11 protein-coding genes and 1 pseudogene are annotated in these 12,314 nt (G+C 36.9%); 7 read left to right on the top strand and 5 right to left on the bottom strand.

From position 1 onward, the window contains the following. The first annotated feature begins 91 nt into the window (after positions 1 to 91). A complete protein-coding gene (locus tag FS875_RS01540) occupies positions 92 to 1,381 on the top strand; it encodes an MFS transporter (protein WP_144752077.1) in 1,290 nt (429 codons plus the stop codon). Here FS875_RS01540 and FS875_RS01535 read toward each other — a convergent pair. Genes FS875_RS01535 through FS875_RS01525 form a run of 3 tightly spaced genes read right to left on the bottom strand, consistent with a single transcriptional unit; the run spans position 1,378 to position 2,256 of the window. After that, positions 1,378 to 1,641, bottom strand: a complete 264-nt coding sequence (locus FS875_RS01535) for a hypothetical protein (RefSeq protein ID WP_144752221.1) — start codon at positions 1,639 to 1,641, stop codon at positions 1,378 to 1,380. The two genes, FS875_RS01540 and FS875_RS01535, sit on opposite strands and share 4 nt — an antisense overlap. After that, complete coding sequence (locus FS875_RS01530) at positions 1,631 to 1,810, bottom strand: hypothetical protein (protein ID WP_144752074.1); 180 nt, start codon at positions 1,808 to 1,810, stop codon at positions 1,631 to 1,633. Before FS875_RS01530 ends, FS875_RS01535 begins: the two co-directional genes overlap by 11 nt. Continuing rightward, positions 1,810 to 2,256, bottom strand: coding sequence for a DNA polymerase III subunit chi (locus FS875_RS01525; protein WP_144752071.1), 447 nt, complete (start codon positions 2,254 to 2,256; stop codon positions 1,810 to 1,812). Before FS875_RS01525 ends, FS875_RS01530 begins: the two co-directional genes overlap by 1 nt. A gap of 393 nt (positions 2,257 to 2,649) precedes the next feature. Here FS875_RS01525 and lptF point away from each other — a divergent pair, with 393 nt between their 5' ends. The 6 genes from lptF to rsmA all read left to right on the top strand — a co-directional run bounded on the left by lptF (position 2,650) and on the right by rsmA (position 10,185). Continuing rightward, on the top strand, positions 2,650 to 3,840 hold the full coding sequence (lptF, locus tag FS875_RS01520; RefSeq protein WP_144752068.1) for an LPS export ABC transporter permease LptF: 1,191 nt from the start codon (positions 2,650 to 2,652) through the stop codon (positions 3,838 to 3,840). After that, positions 3,837 to 4,928 carry an LPS export ABC transporter permease LptG gene (gene lptG, locus FS875_RS01515; RefSeq protein ID WP_144752065.1) on the top strand — a complete coding sequence of 364 codons (1,092 nt, stop codon included), beginning with the start codon at positions 3,837 to 3,839 and terminating at the stop codon, positions 4,926 to 4,928. The genes lptF and lptG overlap by 4 nt, the downstream gene beginning before the upstream one ends. Next, positions 4,929 to 7,298: an LPS-assembly protein LptD gene (locus FS875_RS01510; protein WP_144752062.1), complete on the top strand. Its 2,370-nt coding sequence runs from the start codon at positions 4,929 to 4,931 to the stop codon at positions 7,296 to 7,298. 102 nt (positions 7,299 to 7,400) lie between these two features. Continuing rightward, positions 7,401 to 8,351 (top strand): SurA N-terminal domain-containing protein, encoded by a 951-nt coding sequence (locus FS875_RS01505; protein ID WP_144752059.1) that lies wholly within the window; start codon positions 7,401 to 7,403, stop codon positions 8,349 to 8,351. Further along, entirely contained in the window at positions 8,351 to 9,364 is a 1,014-nt protein-coding gene (gene pdxA, locus FS875_RS01500) for a 4-hydroxythreonine-4-phosphate dehydrogenase PdxA (protein ID WP_144752056.1), read from the top strand. Before FS875_RS01505 ends, pdxA begins: the two co-directional genes overlap by 1 nt. Then, entirely contained in the window at positions 9,355 to 10,185 is an 831-nt protein-coding gene (gene rsmA / locus FS875_RS01495) for a 16S rRNA (adenine(1518)-N(6)/adenine(1519)-N(6))-dimethyltransferase RsmA (protein ID WP_144752053.1), read from the top strand. Before pdxA ends, rsmA begins: the two co-directional genes overlap by 10 nt. A 27-nt stretch (positions 10,186 to 10,212) precedes the next feature. Here the strand turns inward: rsmA and gmk are convergent, their stop codons facing one another. Beyond that, a complete protein-coding gene (gene gmk / locus FS875_RS01490; RefSeq protein ID WP_144752050.1) occupies positions 10,213 to 10,890 on the bottom strand; it encodes a guanylate kinase in 678 nt (225 codons plus the stop codon). A 297-nt stretch (positions 10,891 to 11,187) separates the two neighbouring features. Beyond that, positions 11,188 to 12,297: pseudogene (gene mltG, locus FS875_RS01485) on the bottom strand (endolytic transglycosylase MltG). Positions 12,298 to 12,314: the final 17 nt, after the last annotated feature.

Genomic DNA, 12,314 nt, shown 5'->3' with positions numbered 1-12,314 from the left:
AATATCGACTCGACACTGATTTGAAATTTTTATAATTATAGTTGGTTAATTCATATTTGATTTGTCATATATTGAAAGGGACATTCTATTCATGTCTATAAACTTAGAAATGCAAGGTACAAGCAACAGAAATTCTCCTCGTCGCATTTTGTTTGCAAGCCTTATTGGCCCAACAATTGAATTCTTTGATTTCTATGTCTTTGCTACTGCTGCAGCACTCATATTTCCTCATGTGTTTTTTCCAACACAAAATGATCAGATTGCCATTTTACAATCTTTTCTGATCTTTGGAGCAGCCTTTTTTTCGCGGCCCTTTGGATCAGTTGTTTTTGGACATTTTGGAGATAAAATTGGAAGAAAAGCAACGCTTATCGCCTCTCTTCTTACAATGGGGCTTTCAACAGTCATTATTGGTTTTCTTCCTACATATGAAACCGCTGGATGGTTTGCCCCCTTCCTCTTAACTTTGTGCCGTATTGGACAAGGAATGGGATTAGGAGGAGAATGGGGAGGAGCTGTTTTGCTCGCAACAGAAAACGCCCCTCCAGAAAAGCGAGGCTGGTACGCAATGTTTCCCCAATTAGGCGTTCCTATCGGTTTATTTTTATCCATTGCTGTTTATTTAGGTCTCTTATACTTCCTTGATCATGATGCACTTGTCTCTTGGGGATGGCGCATCCCTTTCATTGCTTCGATTGTTTTTATGATTATAGGATTATGGGTTCGTCTTTCAATCAATGAAACTGTTCAGTTCAAAAAAAATCTTGAAAATAAAGAACGTGCCAAAGTTCCTATCATCGATGTCTTTTTAAAATGTCCACGAATCTTATTTCTTGGAATATTTTCTGGTATGGGAACATTTGTTTTGTTTTACTTGGTTACTGCATATCTGTTAAGCTATTCAACAAACCATTTGCAGTTGTCATATTATCAAGCTCTTCAAGTCGAAATTGTCGGTGCTATTTTCTGTGGAATTTTTACGATCATTACTGGAAGACTCGCTGATCGTATTAGACGGAGAACTTTGATGATTTGGGTTACAATCATCACCGGTATCTATTCTTTCGCAATTCCTTATTTCTTAGATTCTGGAGTTTTAGGAGTCCTTGCAATGTCTGTCATTGGTTTGTCTATCATGGGAATGATATACAGTCCTCTTGGTGCTGTTTTGGCTTCACCATATCCAACAGCTATTCGGTACACAGGTTCTTCCATTACTTTTAACTTATCTGGTATCGTAGGTGCCTCTCTTGCACCTTACATTGCGGAATATTTGGTGCAGCATTTTGATACGTCTTATATAGGCTATTATTTGCTTTTTGCTTCTTTTGTTTCGCTGATTTGTTTTGTCGGATTTACAGATGACGAAATATCCAACTAAAATATAGTAACGAAGAATAAAATAAGGACTGGCAGAAAAAACGCTGCCAGTCTCATTTTTAAAGACATGGGTTGCGGTATACGCCACCACAATATTCCCGCAAACAATGCACTTAAAAAGAAAAATAAAAAATCCGCAATATTGCTCATATCAGCAACAATAAACATTCCTGATAGGATATGCGTTGTCCCTAACCACGAAACGCAAAAAAAAGCTAACATCACAGCCCATAAAACAAGCAAAATTCGATCAATAATCATCATCATGCCGTTTCATTTTTTTTATTATAGACCATATCTTTAGCATGCCTAAAAGAAAAATAACAACAAAAACCCAACGCCCTCCCCCTGATCCTTCCGCAATAAAAAGTGCTGGATTTACAATTCCTACCAATCCTATAAAAATTAGAATAAAAGATACGAGATGCATTAAATCTGTTTTTCCCAACGACAATCTTCGCTCTGTTGCCAATACGTTAAATTATGATTTTCCATTTTATATTTTTTCCACTGTGCTCGAGCAAGATTCAACTGCTCATCATTTTTACCATCAAATAGCACAACAAGACGTTGATAAGCATCAATATCCGAACAAACGGCTCCCTCTATGAGAAAACGAATCTTTGAATCATTGGGATTGTCTTGTCCAGTCGTTAGAAATACAGGCTGAAGTTTTGAATATTGATCACACTCAGTTCCATGTCCAATAAATGATTCATCAGCATAAACCCATAAATGCATATCTATAGAATCGCGTTGTTCTTTACTCACACATTGTATGGTTACCTTACCAAAACGAACCAACGCCCGCTCCACAAGCGTTGGTAAAATATCTTTCAACGTTGATTGCGTCAAATGATAGAATAAAATATCCAACCTCTCAAACCCTCATTACTCTTTATAAATAAAGCGAACATCTTTTTAGAGAAACTTCTATATCCCTTATATAAGAGAAAACGGTTCAAGATATAAACCTCTTTTTCAATTGAGGTGCATTATCTTTTTGCTTGTGACTTTAAAAGATATTTTTTTTTATTTTCAACGTTAATAAAAAAATTTAAGTTATTCTTCAGAATCCTTATAGACTATCGTGGAAAATAAAATATAATGTGCGAAAAAAATTAAAGGGAATTTAACGAGCAATTTTATATTATTTTTTTGCTAAAAATATCCAATCTCTGCAAGGATGTTTTTTATTTTATTGCATTTTAACCGAAAGCGGTAAAAATATTTGCTATCTAATTAAAGACTGAGGGTGTTTCCCAATTTATGTATATTATTGAGTTCTACATCCTAAAACGTGTCTTTGTTTTGTTTAGTTCTGTCATGATTGCAGCGGTGGGCGTTAGTTGGACAGTGCAAATTCTTGCACGGATAAATTTTCTCACGACAAGTAAACAAACACTCCTTACAGTTTTGCAATTTTCACTTTCACTCGTTCCTTCTGTTATTTTTCTTGTCATTCCATTTGCATTAGTGATCGCAGTTACAACCGTCCTTTCAGCAATGAATCAAGACTCAGAACTTGCTGTCATTAATGCCTCTGGTTTTCCTAGAAGGACTATTTGGAAACCTATTCTCCTTCTTGCTATTGCTGCATCATGTATCTCCTTTTTTATTGCTAATTTTGTTGTTCCTCAAGCGCGTCTTCATATGCGACAAATGCTAGCAAATGCCCATTTTGATCTTATTAATCTGTTTATTAATGAAGGAAGCTTTCAAAAACTTGCCAATAACCTTTACATAGAAATTGGGGAACGGAATCCAAACGGAACACTTGAACGTCTTTTTATTGCTGACCAGCGTGACCCTAAAATGGATCTTTTTTATTATGCAACAAAAGCCTCCATTATAAATAATCAAAACGGTCGTTTTTTAATCCTCAATAACGGTGAAATAGAAAGGGTCAACCATCAAAATAATAGCGTTTCAATCGTTCAATTTAGCGCATATACCTTTAGCCTAGGGGAATTTATTCCCAGTGATAAAACACCTACTCTTTATCCAAAAGATCGGTCTCTTTCTTATTTACAAAACCCTGACCCAAAGGATCCCTACTATCAACGAAAACCGCTCCAATATAAAGCGGAGTTTCACCGCCGTCTAACGCAATGGCTCTATCCAATCGTTTTTTCACTTATTGCATTAGCAGCAACAGGAAATGTACGCTCTCATCGACAAACACGCCATTTAGCAAATTTCTTAGCGATTGCTCTTTCTTTTATGGTCTATTGGATAGGGTATTTTTTCGCCGAAAAAGCGAAAAACAATCTTGCATATATCCCTTTCCTTTATATTACACCCATAGGAACAAGTATATTTATCTTTTTTATGCTTTTAACGAATCATAAAATTGGACTCCCAGCAAAATTTAATGAGGGATTTCAAATCATTTTTCAAAAAGTAGTGAACAAATTTAAACATCGGGGAACTCAAGATTCGCGAGATAAAATATCATGATTGGATGGATACTTGGACGCTATTTTTTTATACGTTACCTTAAAATAACGTGTTATTTTTGGGGGGGTATTTTGGTCCTTGCTCTTTTAATCGATTTTACAGAAAATTCTGGGAGGCTACCTTCCCTTCCACATTATACGGCAAAAGATGCATTTCTCCTCTCTGTTTTACGTATCCCTTTTATTATGCAACAACTTATCCCTTTTATTGCACTCTTTTCTGCAATGGCAACGCTTATCTCGCTTAACAAAAAGCTTGAACTTGTCGTAACCCGCTCAATCGGTATTTCTGCATGGCAATTTCTTATGCCTGCTTGTTTGGGAGCTTTTCTTTTAGGATTATTATCGGTTTTTCTCATTAATCCACTCGCTGCATGGGGGTTTTCTCAAGCAGAGAAAATAATGACTGAATGGCGCAATAATAATATCCTAACATCTCTTCATAATACCCGTATCCACTGGTTAACACAGCATACAGATTTAGGCAGAACAACCATTGGTGCTAAATTTATTACTGATCAAGGACCTTCTCTTCTCGATGCAACCTTTGTACAATATAAAGATGATGCAACAGTCAAAAACTGGATTAATACCCCAAAAGCAACCTTGACCGATGGCGCTTGGTTCTTAACAAATGGCACAATCTATAAAATAGGGCATCCTCCTGAAAAATTTACCGAATTGAAAATAAAAACCAATCTAAAACCTGAATTTTTAACGGAACGTTTAGTGAATCCCGCAACTATTCCATTTTACCAATTGCCTAAAAAAATTATGATCGCACGTTCATTTGGCTATTCTGCTAATAATTTTGATATGTATTTACAATCTTTGATTGCCTTACCGGCATTGCTTGTAGCAATGACTCTCATTGCAGCAACTGTATCTTTAAATTTTACGCGTTTTGGGCAATCTAGAACGTTGATTCTTGGTGGTGTGATCGCTGGATTTATGCTTTACGTTATTTCTGTACTCGTTCAAGCTTTTGGTAATGCTGGATATATTCCACCAATTATTGCCGCTTGGACACCTGTTGTTATTGCATTATTCTTGGGAATCTCTTTTTTACTTCATAAAGAGGACGGCTAAGTGAAAGCATTAACGCGTAAGAAAGTTATTTTAATAAAATTAAGTGCTCTCGCTTTTAGAGGTGTTATGGCGGTTATTTTAGGGGGAGCGTTGCCTTATTGTGCACACGCCCAAAGCCTTATGTCGCCGCCCCAAAGTCGCGTTCAAAACTTAGAGCGTCCTCTTTTACTCTCTGCGGATGAACTCATCTATAATCGTGATGAAAACACTGTTTCTGCACAGGGGAATGTCCAAGTTGAATATGATGGCAATAAAGTTGTCGCTCAAAAAATCATTTACAACCAAAAAACAGGACGGCTTATTGCACAAGGAAATGTTGAAATTACTCAAAAAGATGGAAATAAAATTTATTCTAATCAAATTGATATGACCAAAGATCTTGGCGAGGGGTTTGTAAATGCCTTACGGATTGATACAGCCAATAATGTGCACTTTTCTGCTCAAAATGCTACACGCCAAAACAATCAAGTAACAATCTTTGAAAATGCAACCTATACAGCCTGTGAACCATGCTCTTATAAACCAGATAGAGAGGTCCTATGGAAGATTAAAGCCAGAAAGATTATATGGAATAATAGCGTTAAAAAAATTCGGTTTGAAAATAGCAGTTTTGAAGTTTTTGGTGTACCAATTATAAAATTTCCAAATTTTGAACTCTATGATCCAACTGTTAGGCGTGCTAGTGGTCTGCTTACACCTCATTTTTTCTATACTGATTATCTTGGTATGGGGATGAAGAATTCTTATTTCTGGAATCTCGCTCCTCATTATGATTTTACGCTTTCTTCTACGGTTTATACTCAACAAGGGCTTTTAACCGAAGGAGAATGGCGTCAACGTTTAAAAATGGGCAGTTATAACATTCGCTTTGCTCATATCTATCAAATGAAACCACATAGATTTGATAATGATACAATTGATGCACAGCAGAAAAACCGTTATATGCTGGCGACAAAGGGGGACTTTCGTATTAATTCACACTGGACTTATGGATGGGATATTCTTGCACAATCCGATCGGCATTTTAGTCGTGCCTATAAACTTGAAAACTATAGCAATCCTACACAACTTTCTCAGATCTACCTGAATGGTCTTGCAGGAAAAAACTATTTTGACATGCGTTTTTACCATTTTAAAATCCAAGATTCGATATTGAATGATCCTCATTATAGACGTCACTCTCAGCAAGCATGGGTTCTACCACGCATCGATTATTCTTTTACACCAGATGAGCCTATTTATAATGGAGAGCTTACCTTTCATAGCAATATACAATCAATTTACCGACGCCATGCCGACTTCACTTCACCCAACTGGAACAAAAATCCTCTCAATACTGTACGACTTTCCGGTATAGCTGGAAATAGTTTGCGTTTAACAAATGAGATTCAGTGGAAAAAGCGCTTTAACACGCACAATGGACTCATATTAACTCCCCTTCTCTCTTTACGGGCCGATATCCTTACAGTCAATGGACAAGAAAATCATGCTGCTTCTGAAGAAAACAATGCTTTATCCGTAATTCACGGCTCAAAAATTCGTGGCATGGCAACAGCAGGGTTAGAGGCACGCTATCCCTTCCTTATTACAGCCGCTCATTCTACACATATTATAGAACCAACCGCACAAATTTTTATACGCAATAATGAACAATATATTGGACAACTTCCTAATGAAGATGCACAAAGCTTTGTCTTTGATGCAACCACTCTCTTTCAACGAGATAAATTTTCTGGTTATGATCGTGTAGAAGGTGGGACAAGAGCCAATATAGGTTTAAGATATTCTGGAAGCTTTAATAACAATTGGTCTCTGTATGGCCTTATTGGACAATCCTTTCATCTGGCAGGAAAGAATTCTTTTGCAGAAAAAGACCTTGTTAATGTCGGTATTCATTCTAGCTTAGAGGCAAAACGTTCAGACTATGTTGCAATGTTTGGTGCAACCCATACGAACGGTTTTTCCTTAGAAACGCGCGGACGCTTTGACAAAAAAACAGGAAAAATCCGTCGTAGTGAAATTGAAGCATCACAAAGGTGGAAAAATTTTTGGGCTTCTGTACAATATGCTTATATCGCAAGCCAACCGAATTACGAATATCCACAAGAGCGTCGAGAAATTTCTTTTCAAACAGGCTTTAAACTGGCAGACTATTGGTCCATTAATAGCAACGCCGGTTATGATCTCGTATCTCACACATTTATAAAACGAGGAATTAGCTTGAATTATGCGGATGAATGTTTTGGGGTCACATTCGGTTATCAACAGGTAATGAATCCGGGAAGAAAAACACCTTTGCAGAACTTTAATTTCTCTCTTTCATTGCGTACAATCGCAGATATCGGAAAAAAGATAGATTCAAATTTATAAAGAGAATGTATAAGCAATTTAACTTATTATTGTTTTTATGAAAGAAAGCGTATAGTTTAAGTTATTGATGAGAATTAATAAACAATGCGAAAGCTTATTTACATGAATAAATTGAAAAAGCGTGTTCTTGCTTTATTTTGTATTACGTCTTTGAGCGTAAGCAGTCTGCTTATAAATGAATTTTTGATTCCGCCAGCCTTTGCGCAGACGACTATTGTTGTTACAGTTAATGGTAATCCTATCACAAGTTATGATATACAAAGGCGTGTTGCATTTCTCAGACTGCAACAAAAGCAAGGAAATTTGGTAGCACAAGCTAAAAAAGAACTTATTGACGAAGAGCTAAAAAATATTGAAATAAAACGCCGTAATGTTGAGGTCAGCAATGATGAGGTTGATAAAGCTTTTGAGAACTTTGCAACGCAAAATAATATGACAATTGATCAGCTCAATCAGATTCTGATCCAAAATGATATTACTGTGCAACATTTCAAAGATTACATCCGTGGACAAATAGGATGGGGGCGTCTTGTTAGCGCACGCTATCAAGCTCAAATGGGGATGATTAGCGAACAAGAAGCTGTACGCAGAATATTAAAAAATGGTGGTGTTAAACCTTCAACAAACGAATATACATTACAGCGCATTGTTTTTGTTATTCCTGCACATCGTCGTTCAGAAATCTTTGAAAGACGTCAAAGAGAAGCAAGCAATTTCCGCGCACATTTCCGTGGGTGTGCAAATTCTCACAATCAAGCAAGAGGTATTTTAGATGTTACAATCCGCAACTTAGGAAAGTTTCTGGAACCTCAGCTTCCCAGTGCATGGGAGCAAGCTATTCTTGCAACACCTGCTGGAAAAATGACAAAATTACAAGAAACATCTGATGGAATCGAAGCAATTGCTGTTTGCAAAATAAAAAGGGTATCTGACGATTATGTCGCTCGGCTAATATTTTCTCTTCAAGATAATAAAAACAGAAGCCCAAAAAAACTTGAAGAATTAAGCGAAAAATACTTAGAAGAATTGCGGCACGCCGCACGTATTCAATAATGACTGCTCTTGTTGTTAGTGGTGGTGATCCTGCCGGAATAGGTCCTGAAATAGCTCTAAAAGCGTGGAATTTGCGTATTACCCGCCAAGTTCCGCCTTTTGTGCTCATCGCTGATCCAGATGTTATTCGTTCGCGCGCTCGTTTTTTACAGATGGATGTTGAGGTTGAATCTGTTTTAAACACCAATCCTGTCAAAAATTTTCAAAACGCTCTTCCTGTTATACCCTTAAAAAATAAACAAAGTCATCAATTAGATTGTTCTTCTGCAAATAATGCTGCTGGAATCATTGAGGCCATTGAACGCGCTGTTCAATTGATTCAAAGTGGACATGCTTGTGCGTTGGTTACTTGTCCTATTGCCAAAAAGAATCTTTACGATGCCGGTTTTCAATTTCCAGGTCATACAGAATTTTTAGCCGATTTGGCCCATAAAGCTTTTCATAAATCTTATCATCCCGTTATGATGTTAGCAGGACCTCGATTAAAAACAGTCCCAATAACTGTTCATATTCCATTTAAAGATGTTCCTTCACAACTGACCCGTCATTTAATCATTCAAACGGCCTTCATTACTGAATGTGACTTAAAAACACGATTTAAAATAACGTCACCTCGGCTTGCTATCGCTGGTCTTAATCCTCATGCTGGAGAAGAAGGTACAATGGGAAAAGAAGAGTTTGAAGTGATCACGCCTGCTATTGAATATCTTAAAAAGAAAGGACTCAATATTACAGGTCCGCTTCCTGCCGATACAATGTTCCACGAATGCGCAAGAAAAACATATGATGTTGCTCTTTGCATGTATCATGATCAAGCTCTTATCCCTGTTAAAACATTAGATTTTGATACCACCGTTAATGTCACCTTAGGTCTCCCTTTCATTCGTACGTCTCCAGATCACGGGACTGCTTTTGATATTGCTGATAAAGGGATAGCCTCTCCTGAAAGCTTTATTGCAGCTCTTAAACTTGCAAATCAACTTGCAAAAAATAATTCGATACCATGCCAATAGATAATCTCCCTCCTCTGCGTGAGATCATTAATACATATGGGTTACAAGCCCATAAGTCTTTGGGACAAAATTTCCTTTTTGATCTGAATTTAACAACTAAAATTGCTCATCAAGCAGGAAATATCGAAGGAAAACCTGTTCTTGAAATTGGTCCTGGTCCTGGAGGGCTTACGCGTGCCTTGCTAGCAAAGGGCGCGATTGTAACAGTAATAGAGCGTGATGAGCGCTGCATACCAGCCCTCTTAGAAATAGAAAAGCATTATCCGAACAAATTAAAAATTATTTGTAATGATGCACTAAAACAAGATTTCTCAAAACTCTTTGAAAAATCTTTAAAAAAACCACGCATTATTGCTAATCTTCCTTATAACATTGGAACACAACTCTTACTAAATTGGCTGTTAATGGAACCATGGCCTCCATTTTATGAGTCCATGACATTGATGTTTCAACGTGAAGTTGCCAAACGAATTACGGCCAAACCTCAGTCTCCTCATTATGGACGTCTTAGTGTCTTAGCTGGCTGGCGTACTACAGCTAAAATTGCTTTTGATGTGCCTCCTCAAGCCTTCATACCAGCGCCTAAAGTCACTTCTTCCGTTGTTCATATCATTCCACGAACTCAACCTCTTGTCTGCTCTGCGCAAAAACTAAGCTTTGTTACAAAAACCGCTTTTGGACAAAGGCGAAAAATGCTTCGTCAAAATCTTAAAACACTCGGAGGTGAAATGCTTTTAAAAAAAGCTGGAATTGATGGAACACGTCGCGCTGAAACACTTTCAATTTCTGAATTTATAACTTTAGCGCATCTCGTACCCTAAAAAATATACCTTTTATTATGCTATTTTTTAATAAAGGCGCTTATCAAGCTTTTCAGCAATAAGCTCATCAATAAAAGGGCCAAGAAAAGCACAGCGCTCACGTTTTACTGTTTCGGCTAAATAAATCGATTTAATAACAGATAAAGACTGATCTAAATCTTCATTAATCACAATATAATCATAATAATGCCAATGCGTTAGCTCCGTTCGTGCATTTTCCAATCGTAAATTGATGATATCTTGACTATCTTCTGCTCGACGATGTAAACGCGAAATAAGCTCTTTCATTGAGGGGGGAAGAATAAAAACAGACACCGTATCTCTTGGCATCTTTTTTTGCATCTGCTTGGTGCCTTGATAATCAATGTCAAATAACATATCACGACCAGCACTCAATGCATTTTCAACAGTTTCACGTAACGTGCCATAATAATTTCCATGAACTTCTGCCCACTCAATCAATTCATCTCTATCACGTTTATATTCAAATTCTTCCTTTGAAATAAAGTGATAGTGGAGTCCATCTACTTCACTAGGACGCTTTTTCCTTGTAGTCACACTAACAGAAAGCTCTAATCGTCCATCTTTTAAAAGCAACCGAGAAATTGTTGATTTACCAGCCCCTGAAGGTGAAGAGAGAATAAATAAAAAACCGCGGCGTTGATTTGTTTTTATCGTATTCAATTCACTTTCAAAGACTGTCATTACATCACTCTACTTTGTTTATAAATTTTTCTTCAAAATTTGAATGGTACATTATCCCAATCTTTTCTCTAATTAATTATTTTTTTAGCAGTTCTCCAGGCTATTTTGTACTTTCATTAAAGAAATTTATCATAAAATATATCAATTTCTTTCTTAAATATTTTGTATCTATACGCTAATTCCAATTGTAACATACAGGAAAATGATTTTTTATTATTCTCGTCAGGTTAAGGTGAAAAATCTTACTCTATTTTGGGCTCTTGTTTACGATGTAAAAAGATGTGATATCATTATAAATCAATGTCTTGCCTTTAATTCTCGCCACTTGCGAACATTTATATTATGTTCCTCTAAGGTGCGAGAGAAAACATGCCCTCCTGAACCATCAGCAACAAAATAAAGCGCATCACTGCTTGGTGGATGTGCTACCGCCTTCAACGAATCGCGACCTGGATTTGCAATAGCGGTTGGAGGCAACCCATTAATTTTATAAGTATTATAGGGTGTTTCCTTCTCAAGATCTGAACGGTAAATTGCACGACCCGATGGTTTTCCTTTCCCTCCAAAGAGACCATAAATGACCGTTGGATCCGATTGAAGACGCATATGCTTTGCAAGACGGTTATAAAATACCGCAGCAACCATTGGTCTCTCTGAGGCAACTCCGGTTTCTTTCTCAACAATTGAAGCCAATATGACAAATTCATCAATTGATTTAATAGGTAAATCAGGTGAACGCGTAGCCCATATCGTATGAATTAATTTCTTCTGTCCTTCGCGCAATCTGTTTATAATTTCTTTCCGTGTTGTTCCCCGAATAAAGCGAACCGTATCCGTCATTAAACAACCCTCTGGAGGCAAAACTTTTGGAAGGTCCCCAATCAAAATTTCATTTGCCGCTAATCGATCGAAAACTTGCTGAACCGTTAAACCTTCTGGTACTGTAAATGTATACTCAATGGATTTTCCTTTCACAAGAATATCCATAATATCGTGCATTGAAGAATGAGCTGGAATTAAATATTCACCAGCCTTTAAGTGGCTTGTATTTTTGTGATAACCAACCCCATAAACAAAAATATCTGATGATCGAATGAAACCACGTTTTTCTAGCAATGAAGCAATTTCACGAATTCCTGTTCCCGGATGGATAAGAAGAACTTGTTCTTCCTCAATTTTTCCCTTTTCTTCAAAAACACTTTTTCCAATATAAAGAGGAATACTTACGCCGAAAAGAATAATCACAATCAGCATGAGAAAAAAATGACCAAGAATAACCAAAGGATTACGGACGGTAGACGATTTCTTTTGTTTTCTATGCGTTAACATGCCACAACTATCTGCTCAATGATTCGAAGAGGAACCGTTTACGTCCTTTAATGATGTTCGATTTTTCACACCGGACATAACCCCTCAATAGCAAT

The sequence above is a fragment of the Bartonella saheliensis genome (assembly GCF_902162175.1).
Note: the sequence above shows the minus strand (reverse complement) of the source record. Positions and strands in the feature narration are given on the sequence as shown.

Bases quoted from the DNA above. Each gene is read 5' to 3' on its own strand.
- FS875_RS01505 (WP_144752059.1), top strand. From the start codon at position 7,401: ATGAATAAATTGAAAAAGCGTGTTCTTGCTTTATTTTGTATTACGTCT.
- FS875_RS01540 (WP_144752077.1), top strand. From the start codon at position 92: ATGTCTATAAACTTAGAAATGCAAGGTACAAGCAACAGAAATTCTCCT.
- lptG (WP_144752065.1), top strand. From the start codon at position 3,837: ATGATTGGATGGATACTTGGACGCTATTTTTTTATACGTTACCTTAAA.
- pdxA (WP_144752056.1), top strand. From the start codon at position 8,351: ATGACTGCTCTTGTTGTTAGTGGTGGTGATCCTGCCGGAATAGGTCCT.
- rsmA (WP_144752053.1), top strand. From the start codon at position 9,355: ATGCCAATAGATAATCTCCCTCCTCTGCGTGAGATCATTAATACATAT.
- gmk (WP_144752050.1), bottom strand. From the start codon at position 10,890: ATGACAGTCTTTGAAAGTGAATTGAATACGATAAAAACAAATCAACGC.
- FS875_RS01530 (WP_144752074.1), bottom strand. From the start codon at position 1,810: ATGCATCTCGTATCTTTTATTCTAATTTTTATAGGATTGGTAGGAATT.
- FS875_RS01535 (WP_144752221.1), bottom strand. From the start codon at position 1,641: ATGATTATTGATCGAATTTTGCTTGTTTTATGGGCTGTGATGTTAGCT.
- lptF (WP_144752068.1), top strand. From the start codon at position 2,650: ATGTATATTATTGAGTTCTACATCCTAAAACGTGTCTTTGTTTTGTTT.